Annotated in this window: 20 protein-coding genes and 1 pseudogene; 8 read left to right on the top strand and 13 right to left on the bottom strand. The window is 36.1% G+C overall.

The features are described 5' to 3' along the window. Window positions 1-22 precede the first annotated feature (22 nt). The 4 genes from trxB to C6H17_RS07355 all read left to right on the top strand — a co-directional run bounded on the left by trxB (window position 23) and on the right by C6H17_RS07355 (window position 6,537). Window positions 23-970, top strand: coding sequence for a thioredoxin-disulfide reductase (gene trxB / locus C6H17_RS07370; protein ID WP_005218271.1), 948 nt, complete (start codon window positions 23-25; stop codon window positions 968-970). Window positions 971-1,013: 43 nt separating this feature from the next. After that, window positions 1,014-1,775 (top strand): 4-hydroxy-tetrahydrodipicolinate reductase, encoded by a 762-nt coding sequence (gene dapB, locus C6H17_RS07365; RefSeq protein ID WP_005218269.1) that lies wholly within the window; start codon window positions 1,014-1,016, stop codon window positions 1,773-1,775. Between the two features lie 173 nt (window positions 1,776-1,948). Next, entirely contained in the window at window positions 1,949-2,815 is an 867-nt protein-coding gene (locus C6H17_RS07360; RefSeq protein ID WP_020995886.1) for a class I SAM-dependent methyltransferase, read from the top strand. Between the two features lie 257 nt (window positions 2,816-3,072). After that, window positions 3,073-6,537 (top strand): DEAD/DEAH box helicase, encoded by a 3,465-nt coding sequence (locus tag C6H17_RS07355; protein WP_040463237.1) that lies wholly within the window; start codon window positions 3,073-3,075, stop codon window positions 6,535-6,537. Window positions 6,538-6,831: 294 nt separating this feature from the next. Here C6H17_RS07355 and clpP read toward each other — a convergent pair whose 3' ends face one another. The 3 genes from clpP to C6H17_RS07340 form a co-directional block, all read right to left on the bottom strand. Continuing rightward, window positions 6,832-7,422: an ATP-dependent Clp endopeptidase proteolytic subunit ClpP gene (gene clpP / locus C6H17_RS07350; RefSeq protein WP_004088873.1), complete on the bottom strand. Its 591-nt coding sequence runs from the start codon at window positions 7,420-7,422 to the stop codon at window positions 6,832-6,834. Window positions 7,423-7,489: 67 nt separating this feature from the next. Further along, window positions 7,490-8,782, bottom strand: coding sequence for a glutamate-1-semialdehyde 2,1-aminomutase (hemL, locus tag C6H17_RS07345; protein WP_005218261.1), 1,293 nt, complete (start codon window positions 8,780-8,782; stop codon window positions 7,490-7,492). A gap of 171 nt (window positions 8,783-8,953) precedes the next feature. Further along, the gene (locus C6H17_RS07340) at window positions 8,954-9,205 is read right to left on the bottom strand and encodes a hypothetical protein (protein ID WP_005218258.1); all 252 of its coding nucleotides are present in this window, start codon (window positions 9,203-9,205) and stop codon (window positions 8,954-8,956) included. 404 nt (window positions 9,206-9,609) lie between these two features. Between C6H17_RS07340 and mobC the strand changes: the two genes are divergently transcribed. The 4 genes and pseudogenes from mobC to C6H17_RS07315 all read left to right on the top strand — a co-directional run bounded on the left by mobC (window position 9,610) and on the right by C6H17_RS07315 (window position 11,732). Then, window positions 9,610-10,149, top strand: coding sequence for a plasmid mobilization relaxosome protein MobC (gene mobC, locus C6H17_RS07330; RefSeq protein ID WP_005218255.1), 540 nt, complete (start codon window positions 9,610-9,612; stop codon window positions 10,147-10,149). Further along, a complete protein-coding gene (locus C6H17_RS07325; protein WP_051355130.1) occupies window positions 10,146-10,406 on the top strand; it encodes a hypothetical protein in 261 nt (86 codons plus the stop codon). Before mobC ends, C6H17_RS07325 begins: the two co-directional genes overlap by 4 nt. Window positions 10,407-10,724: 318 nt before the next feature. Further along, window positions 10,725-10,769: pseudogene (locus C6H17_RS13550) on the top strand (hypothetical protein); the annotation flags it as partial. A 147-nt stretch (window positions 10,770-10,916) separates the two neighbouring features. After that, complete coding sequence (locus C6H17_RS07315) at window positions 10,917-11,732, top strand: hypothetical protein (protein WP_051355132.1); 816 nt, start codon at window positions 10,917-10,919, stop codon at window positions 11,730-11,732. A 13-nt stretch (window positions 11,733-11,745) separates the two neighbouring features. Here the strand turns inward: C6H17_RS07315 and C6H17_RS07310 are convergent, their stop codons facing one another. The 10 genes from C6H17_RS07310 to C6H17_RS07280 all read right to left on the bottom strand — a co-directional run bounded on the left by C6H17_RS07310 (window position 11,746) and on the right by C6H17_RS07280 (window position 15,541). Then, the gene (locus C6H17_RS07310) at window positions 11,746-12,258 is read right to left on the bottom strand and encodes a hypothetical protein (RefSeq protein WP_005218252.1); all 513 of its coding nucleotides are present in this window, start codon (window positions 12,256-12,258) and stop codon (window positions 11,746-11,748) included. Next, the gene (locus C6H17_RS07305; RefSeq protein ID WP_005218250.1) at window positions 12,258-12,767 is read right to left on the bottom strand and encodes an ImmA/IrrE family metallo-endopeptidase; all 510 of its coding nucleotides are present in this window, start codon (window positions 12,765-12,767) and stop codon (window positions 12,258-12,260) included. The genes C6H17_RS07310 and C6H17_RS07305 overlap by 1 nt, the downstream gene beginning before the upstream one ends. Before the next feature lie 116 nt (window positions 12,768-12,883). Beyond that, window positions 12,884-13,201 (bottom strand): virulence RhuM family protein, encoded by a 318-nt coding sequence (locus C6H17_RS12505; protein WP_040463239.1) that lies wholly within the window; start codon window positions 13,199-13,201, stop codon window positions 12,884-12,886. After that, entirely contained in the window at window positions 13,198-13,548 is a 351-nt protein-coding gene (locus C6H17_RS13305) for a virulence RhuM family protein (protein WP_263363189.1), read from the bottom strand. Before C6H17_RS13305 ends, C6H17_RS12505 begins: the two co-directional genes overlap by 4 nt. 14 nt (window positions 13,549-13,562) lie before the next feature. After that, window positions 13,563-13,901, bottom strand: a complete 339-nt coding sequence (rhuM, locus tag C6H17_RS13300; protein ID WP_005218248.1) for a RhuM family protein — start codon at window positions 13,899-13,901, stop codon at window positions 13,563-13,565. A gap of 84 nt (window positions 13,902-13,985) precedes the next feature. Further along, window positions 13,986-14,117 (bottom strand): hypothetical protein, encoded by a 132-nt coding sequence (locus tag C6H17_RS13295; RefSeq protein ID WP_263363177.1) that lies wholly within the window; start codon window positions 14,115-14,117, stop codon window positions 13,986-13,988. 238 nt (window positions 14,118-14,355) lie between these two features. Beyond that, complete coding sequence (locus C6H17_RS12955; protein WP_005218246.1) at window positions 14,356-14,805, bottom strand: ParA family protein; 450 nt, start codon at window positions 14,803-14,805, stop codon at window positions 14,356-14,358. Window positions 14,806-14,861: 56 nt separating this feature from the next. Continuing rightward, window positions 14,862-14,984, bottom strand: a complete 123-nt coding sequence (locus tag C6H17_RS12950; protein WP_230475016.1) for an AAA family ATPase — start codon at window positions 14,982-14,984, stop codon at window positions 14,862-14,864. Window positions 14,985-15,069: 85 nt separating this feature from the next. Continuing rightward, on the bottom strand, window positions 15,070-15,327 hold the full coding sequence (locus C6H17_RS07285; RefSeq protein ID WP_005218244.1) for a hypothetical protein: 258 nt from the start codon (window positions 15,325-15,327) through the stop codon (window positions 15,070-15,072). Next, entirely contained in the window at window positions 15,320-15,541 is a 222-nt protein-coding gene (locus tag C6H17_RS07280) for a helix-turn-helix transcriptional regulator (RefSeq protein ID WP_005218242.1), read from the bottom strand. The genes C6H17_RS07285 and C6H17_RS07280 overlap by 8 nt, the downstream gene beginning before the upstream one ends. Window positions 15,542-15,665: the final 124 nt, after the last annotated feature.

The following is a 15,665-nucleotide window of genomic DNA, read 5'->3' as shown; positions in this document are numbered from 1 at the left end:
TCGTAACATACAGGAAGATTCCATGATAGATTTAGCAATCATTGGTGGCGGTCCTGCGGGACTATCTGCAGGTCTGTATGCTACACGAGGTGGTATAAAAGATGTGGTGCTATATGAAAAGGGAATGCCGGGCGGACAGATTACGGGTAGCAGTGAGATTGAAAACTATCCGGGTGTGAGAGAGATAAAGTCGGGGCTTGACTTTATGGAGCCATGGCAGGAGCAATGCTTTCGTTTCGGTTTGAAACATGCGATGTCAGAAGTCATACGCGTTGAGAAGCATGGCGATATTTTTCATATTATCCATAATCAAGGTAAAGGTGAAGAGACACAGGAAGCAAGAAGTGTGATTATCACAACAGGTGGTCGCCCCAAAAAGTCAAATATTAAAGGCGAGCAAGAGTTTTGGGGTAAGGGTGTTAGCACATGTGCTACTTGCGATGCGTTTTTTTATAAGAAACGAGAGGTTGCTGTGCTTGGTGGTGGAGATACCGCATTAGAAGAAGCGATATATCTTACAAAGTTTGCTTCAAAAGTGCATCTTATCCATAGAAGAGATGGCTTTAGAGCCGCACCGGTAACGGTTCAACACGCAAAAAGCAATGAGTTAATAAATTTCCTAACCCCCTATGTCGTTACAGAAATTTGTGGCGATGAAAATGGTGTAAGCGGTCTAACGATTAAGAATCTTAATACAAATAAGGAAGAGAAGCTAGAAGTGCCGGTCATATTTGAGTTTGTTGGCTATGAAGTCAATAATCAAATATTAAAACAGGAAGATGGCTCATTTCTTTGCGAAGTAGATTCCTATGGTTCTGTGGTAGTGGATCTAAAAATGCACACAAATGTGGCAGGTCTATTTGCCGCAGGTGATATACGCATAGATGCACCAAAGCAGGTTGTATGTGCTGCTGGAGATGGCGCACAAGCTGCACTTGAAGCTATTGCATATTTAGAGCAAAAACATTAAAAGCACAAAATATTAAAAGGCAAAAATATTAAAAAGGTAGGCTATGCTAGAAATTGGTATCTTTGGGGCAACAGGTAGAGTAGGTAAATTATTAATTGATGAGATTCTAGAATCTAAAAAAGCTAGTCTGGCAAGTGTGTATGTGCGGAATGAATTGCAATATAACATTCCATCAAATACGCTTGTTACAAGCAGTATGGCTGATTTTTTAGAATCAAGTCAAGTCATCATTGATTTCTCAAGTGCAGAGGCAACTGGGAATCTGCTAGAGTATGCAAAGACACACCCCACACCACTTGTAATCGGCACAACAGGTTTGCAACCATCACACATTGAGCTTTTAAATGAATGTAGCAAAGCTATGCCTATTCTATACGCGACAAATATGAGTGAAGGTGTGGCTATGCTAAATAAGCTTGTTGCCCTGCTGAGTGTGCAACTTCGCAACTATGATATTGAAATCACAGAGATTCATCATCGCTATAAAAAGGACGCGCCATCAGGCACAGCCCTAACTCTCGCACAAACTGCAGCAAGTGCTAGAAACCTAGATGAAAATGCCCTTAAGTTTGGCAGGGAGGGCATAGCATTGCGTAATAAAGATGAAATCGGCGTGCTAAGTCTTCGTGGTGGCGATGTTGTCGGTCGGCATGTCGTTGGATTCTATGCTGATGGTGAGTATATCGAGCTAACGCATAATGCAACTTCAAGGGCTACCTTTGCAAAAGGTGCTTTGCATGCAGCCCTTTGGCTTGTTAGACAGCAAAATGGGCTTTATAGTATGCAAGATATTTTTGAGTTTTAATACGGAGTGATTATGCAGATAAAAGATTCTCATACTATAAATGGTATCACATACTTTACCCCCCCCCCCCCATTGTATCAAACACACTAGACACAGACACTAGCGACACTTCTAAATCTAGCTTAAATGCAGAATCTAATGCAAACTTTCACTTCCCAAGTGAAGGTATGGATATGCTATATCTAGCTGAAAATAAGCATTTTTGGCATATTGCAAGACGAGAGTTTATCTATCAAGAGATAAGTCGCATTTTGGCTTCTTTGTATCCGCAAGATAATGGCAAAAGCACAAAGATTCTAGATGTAGGGGCTGGCACAGGAAGTGTTACAAGGCATTTTTTATCGCAAGGTTTTAATAATATTGCATTAGGTGAAATCCACCCGCAAGGCTTAGAATACGCTAAAACCTATGGCATAAAGGATTTATATTGTATGGACTTGCTTGATGTGCCTTTTGCAGATGAGTTTGACTGCATTTTTGCCTTTGATGTGTTAGAACACATTGATGATGATTTAGTAGCGTTAAAAAATATGAAAAGTATGCTAAAAAATAATACAAAAAGCCTTTTAGCTCTAAGTGTCCCAGCACATAAATGGCTGTGGAATGCCCACGATGTGAGCGTGCATCATAAGCGGCGATATACTAAAAATGAGCTTGTCGCTCTTATGCAGCAAAGTGGCTTTGAGATTGTATGTGCGAAGTATTTTTTCATTTCTATTACGCCATTGCTTTGGGTTAGGGCATTGCTGCATTCTGCACCATATCCAACGCAAGATTCTCATATTGCAAAATCTCAAGCAAGTCAGCAAAATAACACATTAGATTCTCATACAGAATCTAGCGAAAAATCTAGCACAAACACAGAATCTGTGGCAGAATCTCACAAAGAAGAATTACGCGATACGCCACCGCCCGCACTTATCAATAAAGCATTACTAGGAATCTGTCGGCTAGAAAATAAGATTCAGAAACTTCTCCCACAAAATCTTAGCGCCCCATTTGGTGGCTCACTGCTTGTAGTGGGGAGAAGTATAATTTAATGCGGGTTAAAATAATAATTTAATATTTTTTAACCCTAAAAGCAGGAACATTATTTATCATAAAAAGTTAAAGACACAAAAAGCAAATTTGTATGATTTTATTAATGATTTCAAAATATTTATAGAGTTAAAATTTATTTTGTAAATACATGTTGAGTATTGCTTTTGTGCTATGTGTTGTATGCAATTTTAACATAGATAAATTCTCATTTTTTCAGTATAATTCAAACTTTTTATATCACTTATTTGGTTATTATATGTTTAAGATTCAAAGTGCTATTTATGAGACTTTTATAAAAGAAGCCCCCGAGTATATACAATGCAGTTTGCAAGATTTAATCGCTTGTGATATTTTGCAAACACAAATCAAATCAGCTATAAGCACAAATCACACAAACAAAGATAATAGCTATATCCAATTGCTACTTAATCTTTCAAAAGATTCTAATATTTGTCATACTGAGTCTTTAGGCGAAGTATCCAAAAATCTAGAATCTACAAAAGATTCTAAAAAAGATTTTTCGACTTTGTCTCAATATGACAAGATTCTAGATTCTAAAATAACGCACCCTAAACCCTGCACCCACCCAGATTTGGTAGAGAATCTAGAATCTAGTAAGTCTCCAAAACATTTAACAGAAATCCTAACTCATGTAAAGATTTCATCTCTCAATCAAACTCTCACAAATCACACGAAAAATAAAAATACACCACAAATTTTAATCTGCTCTAGCGAAGAGATTCTATTAGCAAAAGAAGCCCTATGTGCTACCTTAAATCTAATTTCCATGCAGAAAACAAAAAAGGAAGTAAAAGAAAGCACACTTCCAATTGTCCTGCCAGATATTAGACTTAGCCCATTTGATAGCACGCAAAGTTTTTATGAAGAGTTTCATGAGCTTTTTGCAAAGCTTGCCCTATGGTATGAGAATGATTGCAAACAGATTCTAATAAGCCCACCACATACACTCATGGCATTCATGCCAAGCAAAGAGTTATTACACAGCTTTTGTGTGCGAAAGAGTGAAAATATCGTTGTGAAAGATTTTATAGCAAAACTCATTCATTATGGCTACGAGCATGTAGAGATTGTTGAGATGCAGGGCGAGTTTTCACATCGCGGAGACATAATTGATATTTTTATCCCTAGCTTTGAGTTTCCTGTGAGAATAAGCCTATTTGACACAGAGATTGAAGAGATTAATTTTTTCAATCATGAGACACAATTAAGTCAAAATGAAATGATAGAGAATTTAAAGATATACCCCGCTATCTTTAGTCTCGATGAATCCCAGCACACACTCTTAGAATCTCGTATAAAAGAGTTAGATAATACGCTAGAGTGTAGTATAAACTCACTTGGTTTTTGGTTTTTAAAGGACATTGGCGGACTTGATTTTCTAAAAACTTATAGCCATGTTTTCACACCAAAGGCATTAAGCGAGTATCTTTTAAACCTTGAGTTTGTCATGCCAGAAGTATTGCCAGAAACTAATACAGAGTTTTATATCTTACAAGATTCTATAAATTTTAGAGACCTTGAGCCGCTAAAGCTATCACAAATACATAATACACTAAAGCTAAATAGCAATAAAGATATAACAATATTTAGCCCTACAAATGCCATGCTAAAAAGCTATAATCTAGAATCTTTATCGATAAAAACAAAGCAAATAATCACCCCCTTTTATCTTAATATTACTTCTAATGAAAAGCTATTTTTAAGCCTGCAAAAACCACAAATAATGCGTAAAAGAAAGGTAAAGCTAGAGCTAGACGCGCTAAAAGTTGGCGCTTATGTCGTGCATAGTGAATATGGCATTGGAATCTTTGAAGCTATAAAGCAAGTAAGCATTATGGGCGGTTTGAAAGACTTTATAAGCATTATTTATGCAAATGATGATAGACTGCTTTTGCCTGTTGAAAATCTCAATATGATAGAGCAATATAGTGCGTATGATTCAGTTGTAAGGATAGATAAACTTGGGAAATCAAGCTTTTTGAAACTAAAAGATTCTATAAAAGAAAAGCTATTTGCCATCGCTAATGAAATTATTAGATTACAAGCTCAAAGAACTCTAGCTAAAGGCGTAAAAATAGAGCTTGAGACACCAGACCAAATCACCGCATTTAATACCTTTGAATCTAGCAGGGGCTTTACACTCACACAAGACCAAACCCATGCGATACAAGAAAGCCTTAAAGACTTAAAAAGTGGCATGATTATGGATAGATTGTTAAATGGCGATGTAGGCTTTGGTAAAACAGAGGTTGCTATGAGTCTTTGCTTTGCTAGTGCATTGAATGATTTTAATAGCATTGTGCTAGTGCCTACAACCCTGCTTTGCAATCAGCATTTTGAAAGCTTTAAAGAAAGACTGCATAATACAAAATTGCCTAATGGTAAGATTCTCTATATTGCAAAAATAGATAGATTCACAACCGCAACACAAAAAAGGGCTATACAAGAAAACTTTAAAGATAATATACAGATTATAGTCGGCACGCATTCACTCTTTAACCTTGAGATAGAGAATCTTGGGCTAATGGTGATTGATGAAGAACATAAATTTGGCGTGAAACAAAAAGAGCTTTTAAAGCAAAAAAGCCTTACAACACATATTCTATCCATGTCTGCAACGCCAATCCCTCGCACACTTAACATGGCTTATTCTAAACTAAAATCAATCAGTGAGCTAAAAACACCACCATTTTTTAAACAAGAGAGTAAAACTTTTGTAAAAGTAAAGCAAGATTCTCTCATAAAAGAAGTGATTTTGCGAGAGTTAAGAAGAGGTGGGCAAGTCTTTTATATCTTTAACAACATAGCAAAGATTACCACAATACAAAGCTATTTGCATGATTTATTACCACAGCTTAGAATCTTAATATTACATTCTCAAATAAATCCAAAAGACACAGAAAAAGGCATGCTTGCATTCTTAAAAAAAGAGTATGATTTACTGCTTTGCACCTCCATTGTAGAATCTGGCATTCATCTCCCAAATGCAAATACGATTATAATCGATGATGCACATAATTTTGGCATAGCAGACTTGCACCAGCTAAGAGGCAGAGTGGGCAGGGGCAAACATGTCGGCTTTTGCTATCTTTTAACAAATGAAAATATCACGCAAGATGCAGCAAAAAGACTACTTTCTTTAGAGAAAAACTCATATCTTGGAAGTGGTGCAGCCCTTGCATATCATGACTTAGAGATTAGAGGCGGTGGAAATCTGCTTGGCGAGGCACAAAGCGGACATATCAAGCAAGTAGGCTTTGGCATGTATGTGCGTATGTTAGAAGATACCTTGCAAAGCCTTTTGCAAAACGAGCAGCAAGAACAAAAGGTAGATATTAAGCTATCAGTTTCAGCATTTTTAAATGAGAGTTTAGTCTCAAGTGAGCGTATGCGACTTGATTTATATCGCCGTTTATCACAGGTTAAGAGTGAGTTTGAAGTGCGTGAGATTGAGGGCGAGATAGAGCAGAGATTTGGCAGGCTTGATATATATAGTTTGCAGTTTTTAGAGATTATTATTATTAAAACACTAGCTTTGCAGCTTGGCATTAAAGCGATCAGCAACGCAGGATATAATATAAGCCTTATAGGACATGATGACACTAGAATCACACTTCAATCCCCAACAAAAGATGATGATGATATTTTAAATACGATTAAAACAAAACTAAAAGAACTTTTAGGAATGTTGAAGAAATAGAGTGATTGTAATATATAATGAATTGCAAAATTATCCCCAATGCTTTAGAGATTCTAAATAGCTTTCAGTTAGAGTTGGTAAGTAAAATATAGAATCTGATCTAGCAAACATTGTAAAGCAAATAGTTGCAAAATTCATTTACCACAAGACTAAAACACACATTTTAAAATAAATACTCTAAGATTCAAACCCTTATGTATCAAGCAAGACTATACGCTATTTACTTCTTCGCTAGACATTCTTGCTGTAAGATTCCATACTTTTTTACAATAAACTTTTAATTTTGACCTTACATTAACTCTTACTAGAGCGAGTCATAACGCTATCAATTAAGCCATATTTTTGTGCTTCATCTGCACTCATGTAGAAATCTCTTTCACAATCTTGTGTGATTTTTTTCACACTTTGACCTGTGTTTGCAGCTAGAATATCATTAATGATAGTTTTTAGTCTTAGAATCTCTTTTGCCTGTATCTCAATATCTGTTGCCTGTCCCCTAGCCCCACCTAAAGGCTGGTGTATCATAATCCTTGCGTGTGGCAGGGCGTAGCGTTTGCCTTTTGTGCCACAGCTTAATAGAAATGCACCCATAGATGCTGCCTGTCCAACGCATATAGTGCAAATATCTGGCTTAATATAATTCATCGTATCATAAATGCTAAACCCACTTGTAACGCTACCACCGGGTGAGTTAATATACAAAAACACATCTTTTTGCGGATCTTCTGCTTCTAAAAAAAGTAGCTGGGCTACAATCGAGCTTGATACAGAATCATCAATCTCACCGCTTAACATGATGATTCTATCCTTTAGCAGCCTAGAATAAATATCATAGCTTCTCTCCCCCCTACCTGTCTTTTCAATAACATAAGGAATGTAATTCATATCTTTACCTCTCTTTAGATTCTAAATAAAGTCGTTATTATAGCTAAAAACACACTAAATCAAACAATTAAGCTTTTAGCTCTTTAAAACTCTCATTGGCTTTTTCAATAACTTCATCAATGATTACTTCATTAAAAGGCTTACACATAAAGCTTGTCTCAAATTGAGATGGTGCGAAATTCACACCTTTTTCAAGCATTTTTGCATGGAATCTTGCGTAAAATTCTGTATTAGACTTTGCCGCACTATCCCAATCTCTCACTTCATTTTCTGCGAAAAAGAAGCCCATCATACTGCCTCTAACACAAGTTTGCAAGGCAATATCATATTTTTTTGCAGCAGATTCTAAGCCTTTTGCTAATCTATTTGCTAGAGATTCTAATCTCTCATAAAGCCCTTTATCCTGCTTAATGATAGCTAGTGTAGCAAGTCCAGCACTAACAGCGATTGGATTCCCACTTAGTGTGCCTGCTTGATACACACCACCAATGGGTGAGAGCATATCCATAATATCAGCCCTACCGCCAAATGCAGCAAGCGGCATACCACCACCTATAACCTTACCATAAGTGCTTAAATCCCCCTTTACGCCATAAAACGCATAAGACCCTTGCAAACTCGCCCTAAATCCACTCATCACTTCATCAATGATTAGCACAATATTCTCTTTATCACAAAGCTTTCGCAAACCTTGTAAAAATTCCTTCGTCGAGGGCACAAGTCCCATATTACCAGCAATAGGCTCTATGATAATACAGCCTACATTGCCACTTAACTTTATACACTCTTTTACAGAATCTAAATCATTATATTTTGCTACAAGCGTATGTTTTGCAATATCTTGTATAACGCCTTTTGAGCTAGTCTCGCCAAAGGTTGCAAGCCCACTCCCACTTTTTACCAACAGACTATCACTATGCCCATGATAGCAGCCCTCAAACTTGATAATATCATCTCTCCCGCTAAATGCCCTAGCAAGTCGCAAGGCACTCATAGTCGCTTCTGTCCCACTATTTACAAAGCGAATCTTTTCTACACCCTCACATACACCAATGATCTCTTTAGCAAGATTTGTCTCTAACTCCGTTGGTGCGCCATAGCTTAAGCCCTTTGCTACCGCTTCTTGCACAGCTTTTACCACGAAACTATCACTATGTCCTAAGATAAGTGGTCCATAGCTTTGCACAAAGTCAATGTAGCTGTTATTATCCTCATCAATGATATATGCCCCTTTTCCTTCTTTAATAAATCGCGGTGTGCCACCCACACTGCCAAACGCACGCACAGGGGAATTCACCCCACCGGGTATTACTTGCTTTGCCTCATTAAACGCATTGATACTATGTAAAATCGTTTGCATATCTTTATCCTTATATTATCTTACCACTTGTGTGAATCTTGTTTATTAGAACGCCCATCTTAAATCAGCCTTTAATCCAAACACATCACACATATAAAAGTGTGATTATAACAAAAATCTAATATTTTATAGAATCTTTCAAGCTATTTAGAGATCCTAACTTTTAACGCATTAAAGCTTAGATTCTAAATTTTGTGCCTGATTGGATTGTTTGAATGCAGTCAATAATTTTTGAAAGCTTTCATTGATTTTCGTATGCGATAAGAGCATTTCTTTTAAAACCTCGTTGTTTTGTGTTTCTTCAAAGATGCTGAGCGAAAACTCTTTATAAATATTGTTGAGTTTTGCATTTTCTTTGGCGATAGCTTTTTTGATAGAAGCGGCGTATTTTTCTTTTAAACTTTTAATGTATGGTGTTTCCATTTTCAATCTTTCATTTGATGTTTTATCAAAAATATATCAAATAATATCATATAAATAACAATATATAACATAAAATACTTGACTGATTTGGTATTTTTTGTGATAATTCGGTTTTTAAGAGAATGCAGGATAGGAAAAAAGGTGCAAAATGTATTACATTTCACAACCTTTTTTCCGCAAATTTAACAATTTGTCCTGCGTCTAGCGAGGCTCTTCAGTTTCAATTTCGCTTTGCGAGAATTGAAAAAGTCCTAGCAAATTTATGCAAGGATTCTATTAGAAAGTCGCCCAATCTCTTTTGGAGTAATCCAAGATGGGCGAGGAGTTTTGTTGCTGAACGCTTTTGGTGTTTATCAACAAAAAAATTAGACACACCAAAGGAAAAAAATCAAAGGAAGTAAGCAATGGCAGATAAAAATACAATGATGTCCTTTAGGCTTTCAGCACAGAATGCAGATACGCTTACCAACCTTGCCAAAGAATTGCATATCTCCAAATCAAGTATAGTCAATGATTTACTTGATAATCATTTACAAAATACAAAACACCAAAAGAAGCTCAAGTTTCTCTTAGATGATAATGTTCATTCATATAAAACAATTAAAGTTACACTTACCAAGAATCAATATGACACACTCAAATTCACAGCGCGAAATTCTATTACTAACTCTGTGCCAAAGCTTATTAAGCTCCACGCACTTAATATGATTTATGATTCTAAAATTCTAAATAGCAAAGAATTAGAAGCTCTAGCACTCACTCGCACAGAACTTAATAAGATTGGTGTCAATATCAATCAAATTGCGAGAACTCTTAATACTCAACAAGAAGCAAAAATAGATACAAGATTGCTTAAGATTTTGGAAAATCTCCAAGAGGCACTTACGCTCCTTAGAAACGATATTAAAATTATTTGCCATACCTCACAAGGATTATTGAAATGAGTAGCACTTCACATTTTTATAAACATTTTGATGATGATGGGTTGGAGTGGAAAGCTAAAAAAATCAAAAATGTGCGTATTGAACACGCAAGAATTAACCAAATCAACAAGGCAAGAGCCAAATCAACACCGCTCATCTCTCATAAGCAAATTGCTGGTAACAATCCAGCAAAAGCAAAACTTCTAAGAAAAGAAAAATTGGCAAATAATGGCTATGAAGTGATATTTAAAATCACTTCAAGTGCAAAAAAACACTAAGCAGTTATCTGCACATCTTAATTATATTTCAAGGCAGGGGATTTTAGAGTTATTAGATTCTGATTTAAATTTATATACCGATCATTCTCAATTAGCAGACTGCCTTGAAAATTATCAAAATGGATATGTGATTCCAAATGAAAATGAAAACAAAAAAGAGCGAAGAGAAACTTATAATATGGTCTTTTCAATGCGTGATTATGATGATTGCGATGCAGTTTCTCTTAAAAATGCCGCTTTTGAAACAATTAAAATCTCTACCCCAATGCTCACTTTGTTCTTGCTTTTCATAATGATACGGACAATCCACATTGCCATATTTGTCTTAAGGCTACAAATAATGATGGAGGTCGCATTGATATTAAAAAAGCTGACTGCACCACAATCCGCAAAACCTTTGCAGAGAATCTTAATAAACGAGGAGTCTATGCACTTGCCACCAGAAAACAAGATAGCATTCGTGGGAGACAACTTGCCAACAATATCACAGAATCTTTAGAGCCAAAAACATTGCACGAATATAATGCTAAACCACATTATTACAAGATATTAGATTTTGGTGAAGCTCCATACAATGATGATAATCTCAATGATATGAACTATTTTGTGCGTTATTATACACGCAAGGGCAATGTAACAATTTGGGGACAGAATCTACGCCAAATAGTAGAAGAATCCAAATTGCAAAAGGGTGAGTATGCAAGAATTTCTAAAGTTGGTTATGAGTTGCGTCCTTATCAATTTGACAAAACAATTAAGGGAAAAATTTATACCATTAGCACAGCTCGTAAAGTTGCCAAATGGGATATTTCTATAATGAATCGTGCAGAAAAAGCCTTTACTAAGCTCCCAAAAGTAAAGATAACAACAACTATGAAGCCAAAAGAAGTAGATTCTATAAGTAGCACAAAACGCTACACCAAACAAGAATGGGCTGCTTACTATGCAAACAAGAAAGCAAAATCAACACAAAGGAACATCAATGAACCAAGAATATATACAAGAGAGCAGTGGGCAAGATACAACGCAGGGCGTGGAGACCCTAAAGCAAAACTCCACCCAACAAGAAATGCCACTATACACATCTCCAACGCTCCTGCTCTTAGAAATCCACCCAAATCCTATGCCGATATGTGCGGAATGTCCCAAGGCAATGTGGCACTTAGCCAAGAATATGGAAGAAAGGACAATAAGGTGCTTTTGCCAAGTAATGCACAGCATAGTTTATCAAGCTCCACAAATACAAGGACAGAATCCAAAGAGCGAAACGATAATAGAGAATTGCGATGGACAATTGGCAGCGATACAGGAATTAGTAGAGAGTGATCAAACTTAATCATTATATATTCGTTGAATAGTTTCTGCTGTGGCTGCGCCTTGGGCTTTTATTGTGTTTGGGCAACTTAATTTTATGCTTGATAATTTCCACGATAGCTTCAAAAAGCCTGCGTAATCCCTTGGCAGTAGGGAATGTCAAGAGTGCTACAAATATAATTCCTAGAGCATAAAAAAGTTTTTTATAAATCAAATGAACAAGTGAAATAACTTGACTATATTCATCATCAGTCGCCACGAATAGAAACAATAGCAACAAAACCCAAAGATAAAACCACAAACCACCAAAAAACAAACCCATTAGTTGCGAATAAATTTTGTTTAATCTCTTTGTATTTTTCAAAGAGTGTTCCGCATCATCACATTCCTCTTTAAGCTTGGCAGTAGAAAGATTCTCTTCTGCTGATGAAAATTCTTTTTCTTTTCCCTCACTTGCATCATAAGTAGGCATACTATCTTGAGCTGCATTCTTGCGAAGACTTTTCTCAAGACTTTCCGCTTTGTCCTCTTGTTCCATCAATCATATCCCAAGAAATCAAATCTATGCGCCATAGCCGCATAAGATACTTGAAAGAAATCTGCTATTTCATACAGAGAAAATCCTTGTTCATAAAGCTCCTTTACTCTATCTTGTGGCATTAAGAGATTGGCGGCAAAAAAATTAGCCTCTATCTCTTTAATACTAAAACCCAGAGATGATAAATTATTTCTATATGAGATATGTTTCTTTTCCTCTTTTTCTGCAAATATATTCCCCTTGTAGTGCAACACATAATGTCCAATCTCGTGTGCAATAGAGAATCTTTGCCTCCTTATCCCATCGCTTTCAGCTATATAAATCTTTGCTTCTTGAGCCTTAAGCATACCTGATACATCATCTCTGCTGAAAGTCGTTTTAAATACTTGCAAACCGAGATTGTGAGCAATACTGAGCACTTTTACAGGATACTGCTTGTTACTATAAAATTCTAACACATCCGCCGCAAGATTAGATATTTGCTCCTTAGTGTATCGTGCCTCTGACATCACTCCCTGTCCTTAATTGAAGTTGCTTATAGCTTAGCTATTATGGACTATAACGACAATCCTACCATAAAAACTGCAAAAATTGCCCTATATATATACTTTAAAAGTATTTAAAATTAAAATATTGTAAATTTCTTGATTATTTGAAAGACAAGACAGAATCTTAACGCTCCAAATATTTGTCTTTTTTCTTGGCCCTCTCGTTTAGTTTGAGATTCAATAGTCCTGTTTGCTTTTTTGGCGGTTATTTCTAGTGCTTTAATACTTTCTAAATACTCTTTTTCCACAGGACTTGGTGTTTTAGCTTGAAAATTTCTATATTCAATCTCCGCCTTTTCTCTAGCACGCTGTGTAGAGATGACCCCAGCATTCTCTAGCACCTCTCTCCCAGCACCACGAAGTATGCTGTCTAAATGCTCTATGTGGTCTTTCATAGTCTTTTTTCATTAGATTCTGCCTTTAATTCTGCTAAATCAAAATATACACTGGCAAGATTATTTAGTGTCTTTAATTCTTTACTATCTAGATAGTTTTTAGCAATTGTAGTGTCTGTCAAAGTAGGAAAATCACCCTTAAAGGTTTGCAACCCCATAAAATCTTTTTCGCTATCTGCCCTGTCGTATATGATTTCTGCGGCAGTATGTCCTTGAGCAGCAAAGTGAAGTTTGTTTTGCACGACTTTAAAAAACTGCATAGAAGTCTCGCTCTTAGGGTCATAATCTATGCTTGTAGCATATAAATCAAGCACTTGCCTATATAGAACTTTTTCACTTGAGCGAATATCTTTAATGCGTTCTAGTAGCTCTTTGAAGTAGCTTTTGTGAGGGTTACCGCTATTTTAAGTCGTTCATCATCAAGCACAAAGCCTTTAACAATGTATTCCCTAAGGTTTTTTGTAGCCCATTGACGAAATGCTGTGGCAAGTTTAGAATTGACACGACGGCCAACAGCTATGATGGCGTCTAGGTTATATGTCTGTGTTAGATAATTTTTGCCATCATTGGCAGTTACCGAGAATTTCTCGGTAACTGAATCCTTATCTAACTCTCCACTCTCAAAAATATTCTTTAAATGCAAAGATATGTTATCGGTAGAGCAGTCAAAAGTTCTGCCATTTGCCTTTGTGTAAGCCAAATGGTCTCATCTTGCAGAGTTACTTTTACACTCGGTTTATCTCCATTGTTATAGACAATGATCTGCCCTTATTTTCGTTTTCATTCATTTTTCAAACCCTTTTGCATCTAGCCACGCATTGAGTGCTTGAGTGAAAATATAATTCTGTGTCTCAATTCTTTTGGCATTTTCACTATTTTGATAGCGTTTCAATCGCTCTATCAACTCTATTGGCAATAAAACACTAAAGACTTTATTATCTTTATTTTTGGATTCTGCTTTGCGTTTTAATTTTGGAGTAGAATCTATCTTTGTAGCTCTGCCACCATTCTCAAATTCACTCTCACTTATTGTGTTTTACCCAGCAGCGGCTGTGTTGCTTGTTTTTTAAATCCACCCATTGTTAATCCTTATTTAAAAATCAAAATATTGTAAGTATTTTACAATAAAATTATTTACAATATTTTAAAAGTATTTATAATGTTTTCCCAAACGCGACAATTTCCGCACACAAGGCATTAAATTCATCTCTTGCTTTTGTGTCATCAAATTCATCTAGACTTTTGCCATCAATTACCGCTCTCTTGTATGCTCTACGCTCATAAATGAGAGTTTCTAGCACAGCCACATCTTCTAGCTCTTTTTCCTTGATAGCAGATTCTACAAATTCTTTTAGCTCTGCTATTTCTTTGCTTAAAAAAGGATTGGGGCTAATTTTATTAAGTAGAATCAAGCAATGCAACTTCGGGTTATTTTCCTTTGCTAGATTAAAAACCTCCAACATTCTATCTAGCACGACTACATCATATTGGCTAGGAATCGTGGGGATAATAAGCAGATCTGCCTTATTCATTGCAATACACATTTCCTTGCTATTAGCCCCAGCAGTATCAATAAACACACAATCATTCTTGTTTTCTTGCAAAGTGATTTCATCTTTAAGTGAGCTACCAATCTTACTTACATTTGAAAAGAGTGGCTTTAATTCGCTATCGCTCCTATGTTGCTGAAAATCTCACTGCTTCGCTGTGGATCTGCATCAATCAGTGTTACTCTATCGCCCTCTTTGGCAAGATAGCAAGCAAGATTTACTGCTATTGTCATTTTTCCACTACCTGTTTCACCGCAGATGATGACATTCTTACCATAGCTTACAGCTCTGCTAATAAAGCTTTCATACTCGTGATTTTCATAAATTCAGTAGCTCATTGTCTTTTTGACCAAGTGTGTATGTGATTGGCTCTATCTCACTAAAAAGCCCCTGTTTAGAAAAATCACTCATCACAAATATTGTGCGGCTAGGCTTTCTAATAGTGATTGAAATATGATCGTTTTCTTTGTTTTTTCGCATTCTAAGTTTTTCTTGCTTACTGATACTAATGCCAAACTCTGCCTCTAGTTGTTTTGGACTTAGCACATTTGGGTTGCTTGGCTCTATTTTACGCATTGCGTGTTACCCTTTGTCTTTCTACCCATTCTACAATTTCGCTTCGCTTGTATCTAATACCTGCACCAGCGATTTTATAATAAGGCAAAGGATTTGATTCTTGGACTTTTTTGTAACCTACATGTCTTCTTATACGCTCTTGCTGAACTACGCTAAGACCAATCCACTCTTCTAGCTGTTTTGGTGAGATAAACTCAGACATTTGTGTATTCATTTTGTATCCTTTTGTGTTTTATTGTTATTAACAATAATTAACATATTATAGTAAGAGAGTAAATGAGAGTTTTAAATTTGTTCTATTTTGTTACAATTTGCCTATCAATACGCACTAAAAAGGT

The sequence above is a fragment of the Helicobacter rappini genome, from assembly GCF_900198625.1.
GTDB lineage: Bacteria > Campylobacterota > Campylobacteria > Campylobacterales > Helicobacteraceae > Helicobacter_A > Helicobacter_A rappini.
Note: the sequence above shows the minus strand (reverse complement) of the source record. Positions and strands in the feature narration are given on the sequence as shown.

Bases quoted from the DNA above. Each gene is read 5' to 3' on its own strand.
- trxB (WP_005218271.1), top strand. From the start codon at position 23: ATGATAGATTTAGCAATCATTGGTGGCGGTCCTGCGGGACTATCTGCA.
- dapB (WP_005218269.1), top strand. From the start codon at position 1,014: ATGCTAGAAATTGGTATCTTTGGGGCAACAGGTAGAGTAGGTAAATTA.
- C6H17_RS07360 (WP_020995886.1), top strand. From the start codon at position 1,949: ATGCTATATCTAGCTGAAAATAAGCATTTTTGGCATATTGCAAGACGA.
- C6H17_RS07355 (WP_040463237.1), top strand. From the start codon at position 3,073: ATGTTTAAGATTCAAAGTGCTATTTATGAGACTTTTATAAAAGAAGCC.
- clpP (WP_004088873.1), bottom strand. From the start codon at position 7,422: ATGAATTACATTCCTTATGTTATTGAAAAGACAGGTAGGGGGGAGAGA.
- hemL (WP_005218261.1), bottom strand. From the start codon at position 8,782: ATGCAAACGATTTTACATAGTATCAATGCGTTTAATGAGGCAAAGCAA.
- C6H17_RS07340 (WP_005218258.1), bottom strand. From the start codon at position 9,205: ATGGAAACACCATACATTAAAAGTTTAAAAGAAAAATACGCCGCTTCT.
- mobC (WP_005218255.1), top strand. From the start codon at position 9,610: ATGGCAGATAAAAATACAATGATGTCCTTTAGGCTTTCAGCACAGAAT.
- C6H17_RS07325 (WP_051355130.1), top strand. From the start codon at position 10,146: ATGAGTAGCACTTCACATTTTTATAAACATTTTGATGATGATGGGTTG.
- C6H17_RS07310 (WP_005218252.1), bottom strand. From the start codon at position 12,258: ATGGAACAAGAGGACAAAGCGGAAAGTCTTGAGAAAAGTCTTCGCAAG.
- C6H17_RS07305 (WP_005218250.1), bottom strand. From the start codon at position 12,767: ATGTCAGAGGCACGATACACTAAGGAGCAAATATCTAATCTTGCGGCG.
- C6H17_RS12505 (WP_040463239.1), bottom strand. From the start codon at position 13,201: ATGAAAGACCACATAGAGCATTTAGACAGCATACTTCGTGGTGCTGGG.
- C6H17_RS12950 (WP_230475016.1), bottom strand. From the start codon at position 14,984: ATGACAATAGCAGTAAATCTTGCTTGCTATCTTGCCAAAGAGGGCGAT.
- C6H17_RS07285 (WP_005218244.1), bottom strand. From the start codon at position 15,327: ATGCGTAAAATAGAGCCAAGCAACCCAAATGTGCTAAGTCCAAAACAA.
- C6H17_RS07280 (WP_005218242.1), bottom strand. From the start codon at position 15,541: ATGAATACACAAATGTCTGAGTTTATCTCACCAAAACAGCTAGAAGAG.